The organism is Bacillus sp. ISL-4, assembly GCF_018613275.1.
Classification (GTDB): domain Bacteria; phylum Bacillota; class Bacilli; order Bacillales; family DSM-1321; genus Peribacillus; species Peribacillus simplex_E.
This window is the reverse complement of the sequence record NZ_JAGGQN010000066.1, coordinates 16,176-35,588: the sequence shown is the minus strand read 5'-3', so window position 1 is coordinate 35,588 and position 19,413 is coordinate 16,176. Positions and strand designations below refer to the sequence as shown.

At 33.9% G+C, this 19,413-nt stretch carries 19 protein-coding genes and 2 pseudogenes; 4 read left to right on the top strand and 17 right to left on the bottom strand.

What is annotated here, in order from left to right; translation table 11 throughout:
• Positions 1-87: 87 nt before the first annotated feature.
• Positions 88-576: a hypothetical protein gene (locus J7J00_RS26145; RefSeq protein ID WP_214795893.1), complete on the bottom strand. Its 489-nt coding sequence runs from the start codon at positions 574-576 to the stop codon at positions 88-90.
• Positions 577-1,162: 586 nt separating this feature from the next.
• Here J7J00_RS26145 and J7J00_RS26140 point away from each other — a divergent pair.
• Positions 1,163-1,441, top strand: a pseudogene (locus J7J00_RS26140) (DUF1657 domain-containing protein); the annotation flags it as partial.
• 341 nt (positions 1,442-1,782) lie between these two features.
• On the top strand, positions 1,783-1,884 hold the full coding sequence (locus J7J00_RS26135) for a helix-turn-helix transcriptional regulator (RefSeq protein ID WP_214795899.1): 102 nt from the start codon (positions 1,783-1,785) through the stop codon (positions 1,882-1,884).
• 251 nt (positions 1,885-2,135) lie between these two features.
• On the opposite strand, the gene J7J00_RS26130 is transcribed toward J7J00_RS26135, so the two are convergent.
• The 10 genes and pseudogenes from J7J00_RS26130 to folE2 all read right to left on the bottom strand — a co-directional run bounded on the left by J7J00_RS26130 (position 2,136) and on the right by folE2 (position 9,977).
• Positions 2,136-2,390 (bottom strand): hypothetical protein, encoded by a 255-nt coding sequence (locus tag J7J00_RS26130; RefSeq protein ID WP_214795891.1) that lies wholly within the window; start codon positions 2,388-2,390, stop codon positions 2,136-2,138.
• 99 nt (positions 2,391-2,489) lie between these two features.
• Complete coding sequence (locus J7J00_RS26125) at positions 2,490-3,449, bottom strand: CobW family GTP-binding protein (RefSeq protein ID WP_214795889.1); 960 nt, start codon at positions 3,447-3,449, stop codon at positions 2,490-2,492.
• A gap of 182 nt (positions 3,450-3,631) precedes the next feature.
• The gene (locus J7J00_RS26120; RefSeq protein WP_214795887.1) at positions 3,632-4,819 is read right to left on the bottom strand and encodes a GTP-binding protein; all 1,188 of its coding nucleotides are present in this window, start codon (positions 4,817-4,819) and stop codon (positions 3,632-3,634) included.
• A 46-nt stretch (positions 4,820-4,865) separates the two neighbouring features.
• Entirely contained in the window at positions 4,866-6,041 is a 1,176-nt protein-coding gene (locus tag J7J00_RS26115; protein ID WP_214795885.1) for an FAD/NAD(P)-binding protein, read from the bottom strand.
• Between the two features lie 289 nt (positions 6,042-6,330).
• Positions 6,331-6,687 carry a hypothetical protein gene (locus J7J00_RS26110; protein ID WP_214795883.1) on the bottom strand — a complete coding sequence of 119 codons (357 nt, stop codon included), beginning with the start codon at positions 6,685-6,687 and terminating at the stop codon, positions 6,331-6,333.
• A gap of 76 nt (positions 6,688-6,763) precedes the next feature.
• Positions 6,764-7,033, bottom strand: a complete 270-nt coding sequence (gene rpsN / locus J7J00_RS26105; protein WP_214795881.1) for a 30S ribosomal protein S14 — start codon at positions 7,031-7,033, stop codon at positions 6,764-6,766.
• Positions 7,034-7,113: 80 nt separating this feature from the next.
• Positions 7,114-7,263, bottom strand: a complete 150-nt coding sequence (gene rpmG, locus J7J00_RS26100) for a 50S ribosomal protein L33 (RefSeq protein ID WP_098373698.1) — start codon at positions 7,261-7,263, stop codon at positions 7,114-7,116.
• A 40-nt stretch (positions 7,264-7,303) separates the two neighbouring features.
• On the bottom strand, positions 7,304-8,482 hold the full coding sequence (locus J7J00_RS26095; RefSeq protein ID WP_214795879.1) for a GTP-binding protein: 1,179 nt from the start codon (positions 8,480-8,482) through the stop codon (positions 7,304-7,306).
• A gap of 206 nt (positions 8,483-8,688) precedes the next feature.
• Positions 8,689-9,014: pseudogene (gene dcd / locus J7J00_RS28995) on the bottom strand (dCTP deaminase); the annotation flags it as partial.
• Between the two features lie 51 nt (positions 9,015-9,065).
• Positions 9,066-9,977 carry a GTP cyclohydrolase FolE2 gene (gene folE2, locus J7J00_RS26090; RefSeq protein ID WP_214795877.1) on the bottom strand — a complete coding sequence of 304 codons (912 nt, stop codon included), beginning with the start codon at positions 9,975-9,977 and terminating at the stop codon, positions 9,066-9,068.
• 483 nt (positions 9,978-10,460) lie between these two features.
• On the opposite strand from folE2, the gene J7J00_RS26085 reads away from it, so the two are divergent.
• Both J7J00_RS26085 and J7J00_RS26080 read left to right on the top strand, forming a co-directional pair.
• Complete coding sequence (locus J7J00_RS26085; RefSeq protein WP_214795875.1) at positions 10,461-11,486, top strand: permease; 1,026 nt, start codon at positions 10,461-10,463, stop codon at positions 11,484-11,486.
• Positions 11,486-12,253: a TIGR03943 family putative permease subunit gene (locus J7J00_RS26080; RefSeq protein WP_214795873.1), complete on the top strand. Its 768-nt coding sequence runs from the start codon at positions 11,486-11,488 to the stop codon at positions 12,251-12,253. The genes J7J00_RS26085 and J7J00_RS26080 overlap by 1 nt, the downstream gene beginning before the upstream one ends.
• A 196-nt stretch (positions 12,254-12,449) precedes the next feature.
• On the opposite strand, the gene J7J00_RS26075 is transcribed toward J7J00_RS26080, so the two are convergent.
• The 6 genes from J7J00_RS26075 to J7J00_RS26050 all read right to left on the bottom strand — a co-directional run bounded on the left by J7J00_RS26075 (position 12,450) and on the right by J7J00_RS26050 (position 18,825).
• Positions 12,450-14,069, bottom strand: coding sequence for a nucleoside recognition domain-containing protein (locus J7J00_RS26075; RefSeq protein ID WP_214795871.1), 1,620 nt, complete (start codon positions 14,067-14,069; stop codon positions 12,450-12,452).
• A gap of 9 nt (positions 14,070-14,078) precedes the next feature.
• Entirely contained in the window at positions 14,079-15,179 is a 1,101-nt protein-coding gene (locus J7J00_RS26070; RefSeq protein ID WP_214795869.1) for an NAD(P)/FAD-dependent oxidoreductase, read from the bottom strand.
• 286 nt (positions 15,180-15,465) lie between these two features.
• Positions 15,466-15,888: a Fur family transcriptional regulator gene (locus tag J7J00_RS26065; protein WP_214795867.1), complete on the bottom strand. Its 423-nt coding sequence runs from the start codon at positions 15,886-15,888 to the stop codon at positions 15,466-15,468.
• Positions 15,889-16,314: 426 nt separating this feature from the next.
• Positions 16,315-17,136, bottom strand: coding sequence for a metal ABC transporter permease (locus J7J00_RS26060; RefSeq protein WP_214795865.1), 822 nt, complete (start codon positions 17,134-17,136; stop codon positions 16,315-16,317).
• Positions 17,082-17,789 (bottom strand): metal ABC transporter ATP-binding protein, encoded by a 708-nt coding sequence (locus J7J00_RS26055; protein WP_214795863.1) that lies wholly within the window; start codon positions 17,787-17,789, stop codon positions 17,082-17,084. Before J7J00_RS26055 ends, J7J00_RS26060 begins: the two co-directional genes overlap by 55 nt.
• A 76-nt stretch (positions 17,790-17,865) precedes the next feature.
• Positions 17,866-18,825, bottom strand: a complete 960-nt coding sequence (locus tag J7J00_RS26050) for a metal ABC transporter substrate-binding protein (RefSeq protein WP_286201589.1) — start codon at positions 18,823-18,825, stop codon at positions 17,866-17,868.
• Positions 18,826-19,413 lie beyond the last annotated feature (588 nt).

Here is a 19,413-nt window from a genome sequence, read left to right as displayed (position 1 = left end):
AAAAGGTTGCCGCAGCAACCCCTGTTATTGAAGTAAAGCACCCGTTAGTTGAATAACTTTCGTATAAACCTCACTGAAATTGTGGTACTAATTTAAATAAGGAGAATTAAAATTCTCAACGAATAATCCAGAATCTTCAACCTTTTTACGGGCGTTAGGACAATCCTTATTTGCCCCAATGTACATATAGTAATCGTATCCGAAATGAACAAAAAAATCGTTTTTGTAACTTAACTTACACCAAATAACATTCCTTAAAGTTAACTTTGCTAACTCATTGATTTCTTGAGTAGTTACGCCTTTGCCCACCCACATTTTTGATAAAAAACCAGAAGCATTTTGATTCGCAACCTCGTCAGACCATATCTCTAAAGCGTTTAAATAAACCTTATTTAAACCCATCTCATCCATAAAAGTAGTAATTGCGTTTATGTAATTTGATTCTGTTCTCAAATAATCTTCTTCAATTACTACTGTTCCCACCTCTGAAAAACAAGTCCATTCCTTGTTATCAAGATAATAACCTCTTTCATCTCTGTTTTTAGGATTATATTTTGTTATCCTCCAAGAAATCAATTGGTTACACACCTACTTTTTTATCTTTATTATAAGGGTATTGTATAGATTATGAGACAATTTCTTCTTAAACTAAACTGCCGCTTTAGTGCCATAAGAAAAAGGCTGCCACAGCAACCTTCCTTATTGAAGTAAAGCACCCGTTAGTTGAAGAGGAAATTATTGTTTATATTTATTCAGTATTTGTCCTTATTCCACTTATATGGAATTTCCGCCCATTTATATAACAGAATAATCAAGAACATTATAAAACAGACCATTATGTTATCTATCCAATTAACCTCTTTGTTAGCTATAAATTTCCAAACGGTTAATACCACAAAATATATTAAGGGAAATCTGATGCTTTGCTTAAACATAATATCACCGACTTCATTCAGATTTTTTCTACAAATTTTTGTTATGCAACTAAACTGCCCCGTTTGTTCCATAAGATCAGAGTTGCCTTATAGACAGCTCTGATCTTCAGCTAGCGCACCCGTTAGTTTTAAGCTTTCTTCTTTATGGTCCCGAAAGCCCATAGGCCAAAGCTAGAGCAAAAGTAAAAAAAGATAAAGCAATAAAAAATAGGACATTTGATAAAACCAAAACTGAACTGGATAAGTTAGGTGTAACCATCGAGAATGTCTTTCTTGGACAAGCAAACTCTAATGGAGAATTAAACGTCGACCTTTTTGATGATAAAATTAAAGTGCCATCTCCTCAAGAAAAACCTTTAATGCTCGCAACTTTGAAAAAATGCCAAGCAGACTTAGAGTTGTTTGCCCTTGGAACTGAATCAAAGGAAGCTAAAGAGATGTATAGCAAAAATAGTGGAAAATTGCAAAAGGCAATTGATAATGTAGCCTTCATCTTAAAAAACTAATTATATTTTCTACCTTTGGGTTGATAAGAAAATTCATTTCCTCACTTTCATAAGTGATGTAATCAGTCCAATAATGACAATCGTCAGACATGAAAAAAGAAAAAGTGAACATGACTAAAAAGGAAGGCAAGGAGCTATTGAAAAAGATCCTCAGCCATTCAGAAAAAAAAGGAATCCCTACTTTCCTTAAAAAGAAAAAGAGAGCCTGATGGAAGTGTAAGCGCTTCTGAATAAAAACTAATTAATCCTTTAACAAATAAGATTCTGGCTAGTTCTCAAGATTTCAGAAAACCAGATTTAACTTTAAAAGAAGCAGAAATATTACATAAGGTCATACCAATATCGCCATTGTCAGCGAACTATTTATTAGTGTAAATACAGTAAAAAGACATTTGCAAAATCTTTATAGAAAATTCGATGTCTCAAACCGAACACACAAATGAAGAATTTCGTGTATCCTTGTCCATATTTTATGATCCTTTGCGTTGGATTTGGAAACAGGAACCACCTGTACTTTCTATTGAAAAGGATTTTTTTATTTATTGAATCAATATTGAGATTATTTTAAATGTTGAATAATAATTAGTCCAACACTAGTGAGATGTTATAAATCTATAAAATTGGTTAAACTGATAAAGTAATCCCACTATTTTTGATTAGCCTTTGCTCAAAGGCTAATTTTGACGAGTTTCTTCTATATAGGATAAATACCTAGATCATAGGGAATTGAGGGTAACGATAATTCTTGAAAATCTTTATCTATCTTCCAAAAAAAGTTAAATCCAATCTCATTTATTAAAGAGGCTACAGCCACACCAATCGGATAAAAAGTAATGAAAAGCCTTGGCTGATTTCTAAACAAATAAATCCCTAGTATCCAAGGAGTATAAAACCAACAATAATATGAAAAAGCATATTTTACCCCTTTTGTGTTTTTAATCTTATACAATTATCATGTTCTTTAGTTGAAGAAGAAAACAACATAATCAATAATAGAGCCAATTCAATAAGGAAGAATATAAAGTAATTGAATGGATAAAAGCCCTTCTCATATAGAGAGGGGCTTTTTTAGGCTCATTTTCTTATTAAATTTATTTTCGAGATCTTTTAATTGAGAGTAAACTTCCCTACTGTCTAGATTTTCTCCAATAACAACGAAATGATTTTTAAAAGCAATATCTTGAGGATAATAAGAAGGTACCCCGTATGTATATTGGAATAGATTAACTTTCCCTTTTTCTTCCTCGAATCGAACAAAGCCTTTTATTCGGTGAATTGTATCAGGAAGTTTCATTAACCAATTTTCAAAATCTGTTTTTTTAATTTCATTCGTAAAGGTATAGGTTAATGATTGGATATGCAAACGTTGATGAACATTCAACTTCTCAAATTCACAAATGGAATTACGATTGGAATAAGGAATACCTGATAATGATATGTTCGAAAAATTAGTTATATGAAGAGTTGCACCTGGATTTATTGATTTTAAATCAGCTTTAATTTGCTGTAATTCTTTTTTACTTAACCGAATAGTTTTATTGATGATCAAAGTATCTCCATGTTTTACTTGCTCTTCATATAAGCGATTCAGTTGAGGGCTATTTCTGCTCCTTTGTAACCATCTGTCTGCATCAACCGTTGTTATGATTGAGCGTATGGATATACGGTCAGCAATGACAGGAGACAGACAAGCATCCAGGATTTCAATAGGATGGGCCACACCAGATGCCTCTATGTATATTACATCAGGTTGATGCATATGGAATAATGTTAATAAAGAGATTTCCAATTCATCTTTAGCCGTGCAACAGATACATCCATTCAACAATTCCTGTAGAGGAACCTTGTCCCCTATTATGTCCGAATCAACGGATTTCTCGCCCAATTCATTCATTAAAACTGCCACTTTTCTTCCGCTACCTTTTTCATCCATTAATAGATTCTGCAACAAAGTAGTTTTTCCACTTCCGAGAAATCCACTTATGATAACTACCTCTACTTGTGCCATTTTAACTACTCCTTAATAAACATGTTACTTTAAAATTATGTTAGTAATAATATGTCTTTATTTGATGCAAACTTTTGTTTTCCTTTTTACCAGGTTTTCATGTTTGCTCATTTTAAATAAACTTATTTCCGTAAAATTGAATACTTATCATATAATCTTACCTATTCATAAACGGATTTATCTTATACATTCCAAGTAAATGGGTCTGGAAGCCCTGCCCAGTTGCTTTCTAGCTCACTTACCGTTAACAAGCACGCATCCAATTCTTTTGTGAGTTTTCTTGTGTTGATATCCATCCCAATGAAGACTAGCTTAGTATGACGATCTCCATACTCAATATCCCATTCCTTAAGGATTTGTGGTTCATTATTAAATATCTCCTCTTGTTGTAGTTCCGATAGAGAGGCAACCCAATAAGACAATGGCTCAAGTGTCACTGATGGCCCTGCTTGTGAAAATAGCAAAGCTACATTATTTCTGGTCGCACACCATGCAATCCCTTTAGCTCGTACGATTTCTTTAGGCATTGAATGTATCCAATTTGAAAATTTCTCTGAATTAAAAGGCAATCTTCTTGCATAAACAAACGATGATATTCCATATTCTTCGGTCTCGGGTGTATGTGTAGCATGCCCTTCATTTAATTCTTGAAGCCAACCTGCTGAGGCGCTTGCTTTATCAAAATCAAACAGTCTTGTATCCAAAATGTGTTTTGCATCTACCTGGCTATTTTCTGTACGGATCAGCTTAGCATCAGGTTGTAATTTACGTAATACATTCTCTAATTGATTTAAGTTTTCATCCTCTATCAAATCACATTTATTAAGAATGAGTACATCGCAAAATTCAATTTGATCTATCAATAAATCAGCAATATTTCTATCATCACTCTCACCTACTGCTTCCTTTCTATCCAGCAAGGAATCCCCTGAATGAAAATCATGCCAGAATCGATTCGCATCTACAACCGTAACCATAGTATCCAATCGGCAATATTCAGTTAAATCGATACCCATATTCTTATCTATATATGAAAATGTTTGTGCCACGGGAATAGGCTCGCTAATCCCCGTTGATTCTATGAGAATATAGTCAATATCTCCTGCTCTAGCCAACTTTTCTACCTCTTGAAGCAAGTCTTCACGTAATGTACAGCAAATGCAGCCGTTGGACAATTCAACAAGCCTCTCTTCTACCCGAGAAACATGACCACCTTGTTTGACCAGTTCGCTATCAATGTTTATTTCACTCATGTCATTTACTATCACTGCTACTTTTAATCCTAGGCTATTTTTTAAAATATGATTCAGTAAAGTTGTCTTTCCAGCCCCTAGATAACCACTTAATACGGTCACCGGAATTTTTTTCATTTTATTTCCTTCACCATCTAATAAATAGTAATCCTTACGATTTACATTATAAAGAATTTACGATTAAACTTGCAGCTTGACGTGCACCAGAAATATTACGTGCTATAGGACCCATTTCAAGTTCTGCTAATGCACCTGTCACATATAAGTTTTCTCCCCATTGTAAATTTTTTGAAACAATAGGATAACCACATTCTGCACACCTTAAATGATATTTTTCTATAATAGGTTGTATTAGAGATTTACCGGGTAAAGATGATTCAAAACCAGTAGCTAATATTACCATTCCAAAGGTTCCGATTTTATTATTTTTATCGTTGAATAAGTGCACCCGTTTATCTTCTGCTTTTATCGACATCACTTCATGATCGGCAACACGGATTGTTCCTTTTCTTATTCTATTTTTTAAGGTTGCATATAAATCTTGCGGAAGTGACCCTCTATGTCTGGCGTTTTTGATTTGTTCTCTTCGCATTCGGTAGTCCGTTATTTTTCGATAACCCGTCTGATTCTTTGGTCCAAGCCACGCTGGGTCACTATCAAAGGTATGGATTCGAAAGGGGTGCCTTTTTATTAATGTAACTTCAGCAGGAAAATTGTTTGACATTTTTACAGCTAGATGTGCAGCTGTAATGCCACCACCTATGATAGCAATAGGTGCCATAATTGAAGTGAAATCCAGTACTTTATCATCGAAAATATGTAATACCTTATCTGGGTTTTTTTTCTTCAAATCCCTTGCCCATTCAGGCCACATAAGTTGTTCACCTATCCCCAAAGCTAAGACAAGATTTTTTCCATATACCTTCTGCCCATTAGTTAAGGAAACAGACCAACGATCATCTGTCTTTTCAAGGGTTAATGCTTCTCCTTGTATCCAAGCTTTTTTAATTGCTACTTCTTCCATAAGCTGATTACAGTGTTCATTGAACGCATCAAGTGAAGGACGTTTATAATATCCGTACAGAGCTGTAGGCCAATCATTTTTGTTTCTTTTCACGTAGCTTTTTAAACTATCTGGTTTAACATCGATGTGGTGTACAACCGGTGACCGAAGGTACGGCATAGATATGATATCAGCTCGTTTTTTCCACTTTTCCAAAGGCCTAGCATTTTTATCAATAATAGCTAACTCATTAATGGTTACCTTGCCAGTCTTTAATAAAAATGTGGCTAATGTGGTTCCCTGTATGCCGCCTCCAACAATAATCCACTTAAACATAACTACCTCCTTATGTATAATCAATATCATAATTACTTACTGTAAGAAGACGCAATCCTTGTATGCAAATATCTCTCCATTTGTTGTTTTTCATCAATATACCGAGTTTATAGCATGCATCCAATCTTAAATTGTGAGGGTAAAGTGCCCCTGCATAATGATATTGAACTAGTCACCAGATTAGTCTTTTTCCCTTATCTCAAAAGGAAATTAATGAAGTATTATTGGAAAATAACTCAAAACTTAAATTAGAATGGTTCAGTTATCTTTTGCGCAGATGGTTTTAAGGTTAAGATAAGAAGATAAATGATCGCTGGGTAGTTTTATCGGATTGCTTTAATTTATCTGTATAATCAATCCATTTAATTCGATTACACCGTTCATCTATAGATTTATCTATTTCCATTTGTGCCTCATCCATTATTTCCTTTATTGTAGAGATATGGAGAGAGAAGTGATCTGCTGCCGCTTTAAATGGAGATTTCTCAATCATTAACTGAAGAAATTGCTTTTCATCCACAGAAACTTCCTCTAATTGATATTCCATACTCTCAATATACTGGTAAACTTCTCTGTGTATATTAGGTAATTTTTTGATAACACTTCGAAGTAAAAATTCCATTAAGATAGGATTAATCCGCTCCATATTTTCACCCCTTAATATTTCCATAAAAACACCAACTACCAGATTTTAACACCTGGTAGTTGGGATATTGAATATTTTACCAACTGGCTTTTTTCACACCCGGTATTTGACCTTTGTGAGCATACTCTCTAAAAGCAATCCTAGACATTTTGAACTTTCTTAGATATCCCCTTGGCCTTCCAGTTACTTCACATCTGTTCTTAAGCCGTGTAGGTGAAGAATCTCTAGGAAGTTTTCTTAGTGCTTCAAAATCACCTTTTTCTTTTAACTCTGCACGAATGGCTGCATATTTCATCACCATCTCCTGCCTTTTTTGTTCTTTAACAACTTTTGATTTTTTCGCCATAATAATTCTCCTTTTACAAATCGAAATGATTACGTTTTATTATAAATGCTTTTGCTTATTTAATTTATTCTCTTAATGCTTTATTTGGTCTCTCTGTGTAACGTACGTCTTTTTAATCGTGGACAATATTTCATTAGTTCAATTCTATCCGGGTTATTTCGTTTATTCTTTGTAGTAATATAATTGCGATCTCCAGTTTCCGTACATGCTAACGTAATATTAATTCTCATCTTTTTTCCTCCTACATTGTTTTATATTTACTCATATTTGTTAAAAAGAAGGTAGTGGGTCTTTAAATTCCGACCAATCTTGATTCATTTCTGCTTCCGTAAGTAAGCATTCGTCCAAGGTTTTTTCAATTTCTTTTTGATTCATATTAATTCCAATCATAACCAATTCGATTATACGGTCACCAAATGTTTCGTCCCAACTATCCAAGAGTTCTGGTTCATCTTTTAAAATTTGCATTCGCTCTTCTTCGGGATAACTCACTATCCAATTTCCTGCCGCCTGAATAGTTAGAGAAGGTCCAGCTTGCGAGAGCAGTCCGGAAATGTCGTTCCGTGTAGCTAACCAAAGAAATCCTTTAGAGCGTACCACCTCTACTGGCCAATTATGTATCCAATTCATTAGCCTTTCTGGGTGGAATGGCTTATTGCGGCGATATACAAATGATGCTATACCATACTCTTCTGTTTCTGGGACATGCTCTTCATTTAATTCTTTAAGCCACCCTGCCCCCTGACTGGAGGTCTCAAAATCAAAAAGTCCTGTGTTTAGAACTTGAGTAAGTGGTACAAGTGAATATTCACTCTCAATAATACGGGCCTCTGGATTGAATTTTTGTAAAACGGATTTTAGTTCTTGAACATTTGTTGACGATACTAAATCAACTTTGTTCAGTACAATCACATTAGCAAATTCAATTTGATCAATTAATAAATCGGCTATTTCCCTGTCATCAGTTTCATCAACTGCCTGCTTACGATCCAATAGAGTTTCTCCTGATGCGTAATCATGCCAAAAACGATTAGCATCTAAAACGGTAACCATAGTATCCAGCTTACATAATCTAGACAAATCTATTCCCAAATTTTCATCAACATAGGTGAAGGTCTGAGCTACGGGTATTGGTTCACTTATTCCACTTGATTCTATAACGATATAATCAATATCTCCTAGCTGTGCAAGCTTTTCCACTTCGATCAGTAAATCTTCTCTAAGCGTACAGCATATACAGCCATTTTGCATTTCTACCAGTTTCTCATTGGTTTTAGAAAATCCCCCTTTTTTCACCAAGGTAGCATCAATATTTACTTCACTCATATCATTGACAATAACAGCTACTTTAAGATTATCCCGATTAGTTAAAATGTGATTTAGTAGTGTTGTCTTTCCTGAACCAAGATAACCACTTAGTACTGTAACTGGAATTCTTTTCGAACCCACATTTTCACTCCTTTCAAAAAGCACCCTTATATCATTAATTGTACAAATCGAAACTATTACGATTTAATATGTAATAATACACAGCTATACTTTATTATTAAGGTTTGCTTTTTCTCTCCCGCTATGGTTAATAGCTATACCATTATAAATCGTAACGATTACTATTTACAAGTTTTTTTTATAAATAAATTCTTGCATCTCTTTCTTTAGAGTTCTAAATCCTTATAAATTCTACTTGATGTCGCATTTTTTTGACCAAAGTATTTGCCCTTGTATAATTTTGCTTGTTGATCCACTTCAGAAAGACAAGTTGACAAATTCTACGGCCTATAGTTAATTTTATCGGGATTCTATTCGCGTTAAAAAGCTAAAGGGGTTATATTCCCTTCAAAACCTTGGTCAACCCACCTGCATTTTGAATAAATAGTCCCAACCTGCCTACTGAACTTCTCCCTTCTAGGAACGCGGAAATATTACCCGGAAGTTTAATCCATTCTTTTGTTTTAGCTAAAAGGAATGAGTGTGGTGGTATATAATGGACTGCCCATCCTCACAACAATTTCGCTGTATTTTGCTGAAAGAATCATGGTATCACCTTTTCTTTATCATAAGATAATGAAGCATAAGCATCATGTAAATGAATGGATTCCTCATTTCGGCATTCAATATGAAATGATTGAACCCACCTTAATTCATATAGGTCCGCAGCAACCAGTCTAATCAGGTCTTCAACAAATCTTGGATTTTCAAATGCTTGTTCCGTCACCTTCTTTTCATCAGGCCTTTTTAAGATGGAATAAAGCTTAGCACTTGCATTCGATTCAATTACTTCTAACATGATTTCCTTAAAATTACGTGGGAAGCTCCTATCTGAATAAGTTTCAATTTCAATAGTAACAATTCCTCTCTGATTATGTGCGCTATATTCACTGATTTCTTTAGAACAAGGACAAAGTGTTGTAACTGTTGCTGTCATCCCTATCTTTTCATTCCATATAGCTGGCTCCTGGTAGCATACTTCTATATTTACATCTGCACTCATCAGACCTGACATACCCAGTACAGGACTTGTTCTTTCAAAAAACCATGGAAAAGACACTTGGACAGCTGAAGATTTCTGTTCCATCCTTTCTGCCATCCTTTTTGCTAAATGACGTAATGACTGAGGATTCATTTCTATCCCCTTTGAATAGGCTTCTTGAAGAATTTCTGGGAGCCTGCTCATATTTATCCCTTTCTTATTACTGCACAACTCAGTAGTTAGTGTAAACTCACCAATGGTTTGTTGAATTACCGGTTCAGATTCTGCTTTAACAATGACTAGATACTTAATTTTTTTAATTCCTACATTGTCGATTTTAAAGAAATAATTTTTTTCTATGTTTTGCAAGTCTGGCATATATTGTTTGACTGTTGGTTTAACTCCATTAATAGGATAGGTTGAACCAAAATATTGAAGTCGATCTAGTTTATTAGGTAATTCCAGAATTGGCATCTTTTAATACTCCCTTAAATAATAATTCTTAACCAGTTATAAAAATATTGATCACGAGTAATATCTTTTTCTAAAACTAAATGGAATTCCTCTTAATTTAGTTAAGTACAAAAGTTCAGTACAATTTAGAAACCATTTAGTGATCACCCGATTGGTCCCTAAACAAGTTTCTAGAAAAATTTATTTTTGCCCTGGAATACTTTGAAGAGTGCAAAAATATAATAAATCGTAACCATTACGTTTTGTTCTTTAACCATATAATATTTACTTTCATAAATCAATTATTAATTAGAGGTTAAAGACAAAAAAAACTACTTATTTTCTATCAGGTAGTCTATCAAGAATTTACTAAACTTTGAGTCTTTTTTATTTTAACAACTATGTCTACTTGCTAAAAAAGTGAGCATGTTGAATAAAGACAAGCATATGTTTTATTAAGATAAATCGTAATTATTAAGATTTGTAAGGAAGGTGGTTCTTAATATGATGCGTTTTAAACGCTATTCAGCAAATCTATTATTTTTTATCCTATCACTTCTTTTTCTAGGATTCTTCTTTTTGGGGGAACGCTTTATCCCCATTCAAATGAATCTATCATCCATGCCTATGCTGAATTCTATGTTCGTTGTATTTTTGGGACTGTTCTTAGAATCCATTCCCTTTCTCTTTCTTGGAGCAATCGCGTCCTCGTTCATACACTTATTTATTAGTGAAGAATTAATTCAGCGAATGATACCAAAAAAACCGATTGCTGCACTCTTTTGGTCTATCGTTGCCGCACTGATCGTACCTGTATGCGAATGTGCAATTATACCAGTCGTTCGTAGGCTGATTATTAAGGGTGTCCCTATACATGCGGGTATCGTTCTATTAGTCACTGCACCCATTTTAAATATCATAGTATTTGGATCTACCTATTATGCTTTTCAAAAGAACCCAGAAATTATATATGGACGGGTCATCATTTGTATACTAACCGCCATTATAGTAGGTGCATTCGTTTATATTTTTTGTAGAAAAGACATTATTAAGGAAGAAGCAAATAAACATAATCATAATCATTCTCAACACGACCACTTTTCCTCTTTATCACATAAATTAACTCATTTAATTAATCATATTACTGATGAGTTTTTTATGGTGGGGAAATATTTTATCATAGGTGCAGTATTTGCCAGTGTGTTTCAAGTTTGTGTTGATAGGACAATACTAGCCGAACTTGGAAATTCACAAATACAAGGAACAGTACTGATGATGGGAATAGCATATATACTCTCCCTTTGTTCATCAGCAGATGCTTTTGTAGCTGCCTCCTTTTCCCATAGTTTTTTACCGGGTTCAATTTTGGGATTCCTAGTATTTGGGCCTATGCTCGACCTGAAAAACACTCTTATCATGATGTCATGCTTTAAATGGCGTTTTGTATTTATATATATATTGCTAGTCTTCTTAGTCGTCCTTAGTTTATGCCTGTTAGCAGGGGTCTGGATCAGTAGAGGAGGTTTGTAGTGAAAAATACAACTTATAAATTTGAAGCGTTATTATTGCTTGGATTAGGTCTAATGATTTTCAAGCTATATGTATCTGGAAATTTAACTCAATTAATTGCTCCGAAAATGCTGTCATACTCATTAATTTCCTTAGCAGCATTTTTAATTGTGGGATGTTTACGAATGAAAAAAGAAAAAAAGAAGGTTCATTGCTGTGGATGTGAAACAGATCAAGAGAAATCAAAGTCGTCTCTTACCTCAATTTCCAAATATGGTCTATTTTTGATACCAATTTTACTTGGGTTTACATTGACTAATTTCACATTAAGCGAAGATGTATTGGCAAAGAGAGGAATTGTTCAAAAACAGATCCAGTCTGACGATTCTGCCAAGAACGAAACATTCCATCAACATGATGTAATAAAAGTTGACGATAAAAATTATTTTCAAGTCTTGGACTATTTAATGACAAATATTGAAGATATCGAAGGAAGAAAAATAGAAATTTCAGGCTTTGTATATCGAGAGAGTCAGTTTCCGAAAAATCAAATCGCTATTGCTCGCCTCTCCATGACCTGTTGTATCGTTGATGCTAACCTATATGGTTACCAGGTTAAAGGTCATGTAAAAACAATGAAAACGAATAGTTGGTACACTATTCAAGGGAAATTAACTAAGGGAAGCTATAATGGTGAGACCGTTCCAGTGATCCAATTAATCACTTCTAAGAAAATCCAAGCTCCAAAGGATGTCTATTTATATGAATATGTAGATATAACCGAATAGTATAGACTGGCTATTACCAATATAAACAAAAGTAAGAGCAGCTTTTGATAAAGTTACTTTCAAATCTGCTCTTACTTTATATAGTACTTTTTAATAGTAAAAAGTACTGGGGAATAAATAATGCAATTCATTCCATATTATTCTTTCCTCTAACTTCATCATTTGGGTTTATTATTTATGATAGTAAGTGAGAAACTTAATTATACAACGATAAAAGAATGGAAAACAAAATAACGCTTAAAATACTTGTTATCATTTGTTTTCCAGCTAATAAGAATGCCTCTTTAAAAGAAAGTTCTTTCATTATTTTTACTAAGGTTACTAAACAGGCAGTAAATGTACTACAGAGGAAAACCGCAATAAATAGTTCTCCTACTGCTATTTGTTCTGCCATAATTCCGGAACCTTCATTCAATAATAATATTCCGTCCTTACGGAATAAACTTGCAACAAATGCAGGGGCTATATCAGTAGATAAGCCAATAACAACCAATAAGGGTGCGATAAACTCCTTTAAAATTTCCATCCATCCTAGAAAATCAAATAATGAAGCAACCAGGCAAATAATTAAAAAAATTGGCATAGCTTGGACAAGAAATTGACTTAAAACAGGCTTTAGTCTATAGGATAAAGTTTGTCCGGAAGGCCATTGCAAGAAAGTCTTTCTTTTTCTAAACATTGGTACCAATGTTTTTTTATTCCAAATTTTCCCGTGAATAAGTGATATTAATATCAAGATGAATATATACGGGATAATAAGAAAGATATGTCCTGAAGCACCAAAGACAGATAGAGACGCTCCTAGCTGATAGCTACAGGCAGAGCCAAAGGAAATAACTGAAATGCAGTTCTTCCTAGTACAAATGTTGCAACTTCGACTAGATTGTATTGCAACAACATTGCATCCAAAACCGTTAATGATAGGAACAAGATCTTGTCCGGTTAAACCAACTTTTCTCATAAGTGGATCAAGTGCATCTGTAATTTGATCCTTTAATCCACTTTCTTCTGTAATCGCAATAGCTAAGCCGAATAAAATCACAACCGGAAAAGCCCAAATGAAGGAGTAGATTCCCAATGATAGTAGTCCAAAATCTCCAAAGAGCACAGTTTTTAAGGTTTCAGGAGCCCCTCCACTCCATCTAATAAGAGAATTAACAATGGTTGATTCTACAATGCCCTCTACTTTTTTTGAAAACTGGTAGGCTAAAAAGATTGGGAGGGAATAGATAACTAGTAAAGTTATAAGAGCCACATATGGCCCTAAGATTCGCACTTGGAACAGTGATTTTAAGTCCTTTATTTTTTTTATACGTAAATTATTAATTTCCACACTTTCTGCAAAAGTAACTGATCTTGCTAACTCACGTATTTTATCCCCAACTCTTGAATCAACTCTTCGTGTGTCCATTATAAATAAAGGGAATTTGTTTTTTTCTTTAAAATCATTTAATTCATTTAGTGATTCTTGATCCATTTTATCTTCAAAGCTAACTATGACAGCAATCGGCTTATCTTCAAAAGGGAAAACTTCTGTTAAGACTTCAATCTCCTCTTTAAAGTGGGTGCCTCTAACTATAAACCAATATTGATCTGCAGATTTTATCTTTTTTCTTGTATATTGACTTGAGACTAATTCACTTCCAATACGGATTCCAGGTGTATCCATATACCGGGTCTGATTTTCATTCACTTCTAGTATTGTAGAGGTAGATCCTTTAACATTAGATCCCTGAGTAGGGAAATTTTTTTGTAATAATCCTTTAAGTAGCGTAGTTTTTCCTGATGATTCTAAACCTAATAATACAATTTTCATATTAATCTCCTAACAGGCGCACCCTTTCTCACAACAAGATAAGTCATCAAGGTACATGGCAGACTTCTTATACATTTCAAAAACCTCTTGATTGCGAGGTAGATTATGATGGAAAAAGATATCCTCAGCAATAATGGCAAACCTTTGGCGGAATTTATAAATAAAACAAAAAATTGTATTACTTTGCCTTACATTCGGTCCAATTAAATACACTGAAGGGGCTAGCGTGGACTCATCCTTTTCAGTTAAGATTGGTAGTCCTTCTTCGTTCCATTCAAATAACTCCTTGAATTGCTTCGCACCGCTCCCAAAACCAGTACAGATAATTGGTTCCCATTTAGTTTCTACAACATCACCATTCTCGAATTGAATGAGAAACATGTCTTTTTCATCGTCCTTTTCGACGGAGATTGCTCTACTCATTGGATGTTCAAAGATTCCATTAAGCGCTTTTGTTGATTCAAGCCTTTCTCTTGTAAATGGTGATAAGGTCCTACTAGGATCTACCTCAATATCAAACCACTGTTTCGCAGAGTAATATACATCCACTTTTCTCCCTTCTTTATTTAAGTGATAGGCCGCATCCGCTGCGCTCTCACCACCACCAATAATGATTCTATCCCCTTCAATTTCTTTCCATGAGGTAACATCGCCGTAATGTATACCATATCTAAAAGGGCGTTTTGGAAATTGGAATTCGCCACAAGCAATAATAACTGAATCTGAGAAAAAACCATCACCCTTCTCGCTTGTTTGTACCCAATACTTTTCTTCCCTTTTTTCTACTTTATGTACTTGTGTATTTTCACTAACTGGCAACTTGTAGTGTTCAGCAATCATACATAAATATTCGCCATATTCCTCCCCTGATAAGTGTTCTTTTCCAAAAGTATATGCAGGTGACGTATCAGGTAAAATCGCGTTTAAATCTAAATAACTAAAACCATGAGCAGTAAAAGATGGTGTGATAAACCTTGTTTCTTCAGGCCATTGAAAGAATGTTGAACCAACTTGATCCCTCTCTAAAATAATAAAATCATCCATTCCATTCTGCTTTAATAGAACACCCATACCAATCCCTGCTGGGCCTCCTCCTATAATCGTAATCATGTATATTCCTCCTTTTATAAAAAGCTTATTACTACTGCTCAATGAATCTCGTTTATTAATGAATCCTATTTTCTATTTTCTATTTTCCATTTGCCCTTGTTCTTTTTTACAACTTAAATCGAAACAATTACGATTTACACTATAAAATTTAGAGACAATCTATAGACATAAACTATTACAGTTCGAAGTTGAACTTGTTTATGTTATGTGAGTGATAAGGGCACTATTTTTAATTAACTATTGTATATCTATAATTCAATACCCTTGATGTAACGTGATTTTCTACCTATTTCTCTAAACAATCGTAACAGTACCCATAAAACTCAAACCTTTGTAATTTAAATTGATTATTAAAGGAAACCTTTGAGAAATCTATAGGACAGTTATCTTTATCCAGAGATTCACTTTTCCCACAATTCAAGCATTTTATCATACTCCTCGTATTTTCAGACAATAATTGATATTTACATTCTCTTTCCCACATACCTTTCTTCACTATAAATCCTTTTTTTTCCAACAAAACCAATGTTCTGTAAACCGTATCTAAACTGATACCGGGGATTTTTAATTTAGCCTCTTTATGAAGAATTCTGGCGGAAATAAATTCACTGTTTCTGTTACTTATCAATTTAATTAATAGTTTTCTTTTATTCGTCATCTTATAACCCGTTCTAGTTAAAACAGAATTTATTTCATATTGTAAGTTCATCATTATTAACTCCTTTCCTTATTGAATAATCTCTTTTTAAGAAATTAAAGTTAAATAATCCTCCCCAAACATATGTCTTAAATAATCTATCATTTTTATATCCACCTAAAATCGTAATCATTTCGATTTACTTTAAAATTAAATCATATTTTCATTAGAAAATCAAAGAAGTATATTTCTTTATTTTTTTCATAAACTCTTTAATTAGTGCGTAAAAAATAGTTAATTTCGATGTACACGATACTGCTGACAAATACAATAGATAATGAAATGATTTTTTATAATATTGGTATGTGAATAAATAAAATCATTCATTTTTCTAGAGAGAAGGTGCGCATTTTATCACTGTAAGATGATTATTGGCACTTCTTCTCTCAGAAAGATTTACGGTTTCCCTAAGTTAACAAAAAAACATTTTAGTACATATCAATGACCTTTTCTTTTTAAAAAGTAAATCTTTTGAAAAACAAATCCCAGTAATAAGATGACAACAAGAAGCAACGTAATAGTTGCTCCTGGAGGAGTTCCCAAATAATAAGATGTACTTAAACCGGTGATGATGCCGAAAAAAGCAGTAATTATCGCGGTAATAATTACCCATTTGAAACCTTTTGCTATCCTTATTGAAAAGGCAGCCGGTAAGACTAGCAGGGCTGATACTAACAGTACACCAATTGTAGGGATAATGACCGCTATTACTAGTCCAGTTAAAATACTGAATGAGAGTGACAGAATATGTGTATTAATCCCACTAGCAAATGCAGTATCTTCATCAAATGTTAACAAAAATAGCGGTCTTTTTAATATCCAAAAATACAGGAGAACTATTAGGGTTATAATCAGCATGGTATATACTTGCCGATCACTGATAGTTACAATGGAACCAAATAAATATTGCTCCACATTAGTTGTCATGCCACCAGCACTAATACTCATTAAAAAGAGGGCAAGTGATAAACCAGCAGCCATTAATATGGCAATGGAAACCTCAGAATAAGAATGGTAAGCTCTGCGCATATACTCTACTGCGATGGCACCAATGATAACAACAAGAAAGCTTGAAAGCGTTAAATCAGTATGAATGAAATAACCGACAGCTACTCCAGCTAAGGAAATGTGTGAGAGGGTATCAGCCATTAACGCTTGTCTCCTTAATACGAGGAAGACTCCCAGTATTGGGGCAATGATAGCAATTAATCCTCCTGCCCAAAATGCCCTTCGCATGAATTCAAGGTCAAACATTTCCATGTATCTCGTTCTCCCTTCTCAAGATGAATGATTTTATCAAGATAAGGTTTTACATCTTCTTGATCATGGGTTACCATCAAGACCGTACAGTTGTGCTCCTTAACTCGATGGCTCATAAATTCATAAAAATTTTTTCTACTTTCAAAATCCATCCCGGTTGTTGGTTCATCAAGTACAAGAAAGTCTGGTTCAGCTGCTAAAGCACGTGCTATACAGATTTTTTGTTTTTGACCACCAGATAATGCTCCGATTTTATGGTTCCTAAATTCCCACATCCCAACCATTTCCAAAGCATTTTGAACAACCTTCTCATCAAGAGCAGTCAATCTAGCAAACCATTTTCCTTTACGAAATCTCCCGGAACGGACCAATTCTATAACAGTACTTGGAAAACCAACATTAAATGAAGCTATTTGTTGAGGTACATATCCAATTTTTAACGGTAGTCCTTTTTCATTAATTTTACTTATTTTTATCTCTCCGCTCCAAGGCTTTAATAAGCCTAGTAACAATCGCAGCAGAGTCGATTTAGAGGCACCGTTAGGTCCTGTAACCCCAATGAATTCACTACTATTTATTTGAAAGGAAATATCGTCTAGTGCTGGAGTATGGCCATACCCAAATTTAATTGCTTTTACTTCTACAAGATTCAATCATGTCACTCCTTTCCAGTTTCACAAAAAAATAAAAAGCGTAACTATGTCATTTATCACGCTTTTATTGCATAAACTATTTACTTAATGCACCCTTTAGTTTATCTAAATTATCTTGCATTACTTGGATATAATCAGCGCCTTTTTTCTGATTTTCCTCACTTAATCCTTCCAAGGTATTAAGTACTTGAGTTTCAGCCCCTATTTCATCTGCTAGAGTTTTTGCTACCTTTGGGGATGCTACTTCTTCAAAGAAAATAGTTTTTATATTATGGTCTAATGCAAATTTCTTCAATTCTGCAAGCTTAGCAGGACTTGGTTCGTTTTCAGTAGACAAGCCGGCAATTGCTACTTGTTTAAGACCATATTCATTCGCTAAGTATCCAAAAGCTGCATGTTGAGTAATAATTTCATTACTTGGAACATCTGCAAGTGTAGATCTAAATTCTTTATCTAGGTCCTTTAGTTCTTCTATATATGCCACACTATTTTTTTCATACTCTTCCTTATGATTTGGATCAACCTTTATTAATGCATCCTTAATATTCTCAACTTCTTTTTGTGCAAGTGCAGGGCTTAACCAAACGTGTGGATCCTTTTCATGACTATGTGCTTGCTCTTCTTCCTCTGCATGTTCATGCTCTTCACCTTCCATTAAAGTGATTCCTTCGCTCGCTTTAACAAAAGTAGACTTTTTAGAATCTAAACTCTCTTCGATATCAGGCACCCATGTCTCCATATACTCACTGTCATATACGAATAAGTCTGCATTTTGTATATTACCTACATCCTTTGGTGAAGGTTCCCAATCATGAGGCTCTATGGAAGAAGGAATTAATAATTCTACCTCAGCAAGATCGCCAACAATATTTTTTGTAAACTCATACATTGGATAAAAAGTAGTGACTATTTGAATCTTATCAGTATCCTTCTTTATTTGATTTTCCGATCCCTCATTACCATCCCCTTGTTGACATCCGACAAGTATAAGTGGGATTGCAAATACAGGAGCTACCATTCTGTTAAACTTTTTCATGAAATTACCCTCCGATATATATTCACTCTTTTTTAGCATTTGTAGTATATCGTAATTATTACGATTTGTAAATTGGAATGATTACGATTTGAATACACATTCCCCCAGTACTGGTAATTGAATTCTTTTTCTATCTTTTTAATTCAGATACATGCTACTAACCTTAACAAAATTGTAGCTAAAAACACAAATACATCCTTTGATAGCCAATACTAAGAATCCTTTTTGAAAAAAATAATCAAAACGGATTCTTTTCTTAACAATCATAATCGCAAAAGGATAACCAATGCCCAGGTTTCAAGGTTTAATAATGACTGGCTGTCTAAGGAATCCTTTCATGTTTTTTACAGATAAGTTCATTCCTATTGAAGAGATTCAAAAGCATTCCTTTAGAAAATTTCTCACGAAGCTTATCAGGCAATTGATTGATTATAGTATGGATGTTGGTTTGGAATAAAGTTTGTTTAAAAAATTTCCGTAAACGCTGATTTAGCTGCAAACAAAAATACTCGTTTTGATTAGAGCTTGATCAAAACGAGCTTTTTCTGATGAGTTATTTTTTATAAAAAAGATTGATCATTTTGATTT